The 732-nt window shown below is 41.5% G+C and carries 1 pseudogene; it reads left to right on the top strand.

The features are described 5' to 3' along the window. Nucleotides 1–55: 55 nt before the first annotated feature. Nucleotides 56–732 (top strand): annotated as a pseudogene (locus ERX55_RS11230) (IS30 family transposase); the annotation flags it as partial.

Here is a 732-nt window from a genome sequence, read left to right as displayed (position 1 = left end):
ACGAATTCATGTTAATATTGTAGTTCTCACACCGACAATAAAGGAATGAATTCGTATGACGCATATCAATAGTAACACGAAAACCGTTAAGGGCAAACACCTTTCTAGAGATGAACGAATCATCATACAGACGCTGATTAATGAAGGGTATTCAAACAGATAAATAGCCGGAAAGCTCGGTAGAGCGCCACAGACCATCAATAATGAGATAAAGCGCGGCATGTACACACAAAAGAGCCAGCAGGTACAGAATAATAAAATCTACACTTACTACAAGTGCGTCTATTCGCCTGATCTTGCTCAGGATAGATACTTTGAAAATCGTATCAAGTCAGGACGTCGCCCTATTCCTATCACAGGAAATCCCTTTGTTGAATGGGCCGATCATCTGATGATACATCAGGAAATGTCTCCGGCTTCCGTTATTATGCTTGCTAAGAAAGCTAAGCTTTTTCCAGAAAGATTCATACCCTGCATAAAGACACTCTATAACTGGATTGACAGAAAACTGATAAAGACGCGTAATATCAATCTTCTGACGAAGCTAAAGCTTAAGAATAAGAAGCCGACAGGCTTTACTCGTATTAATAAAAAAGTACTGGGTCAGTCTATCGAACTACGTCCTCATGCAGTGGATACACGCACAACCTTCGGACATTGGGAGATAGATACCGTTGTCGGCCAGAAGTCTGGGGAGGATCAGGTTCTCCTCACGATGGTTGAGAGAAAAAG

Origin of the sequence: Macrococcus bovicus (assembly GCF_004359575.1) — a bacterium.
In the GTDB taxonomy this organism is placed as follows: Bacteria; Bacillota; Bacilli; order Staphylococcales; family Staphylococcaceae; genus Macrococcus; species Macrococcus bovicus.
The sequence above is the reverse complement of the archived record's forward strand: the minus strand, read 5'-3'. Positions and strand labels throughout refer to the sequence as shown.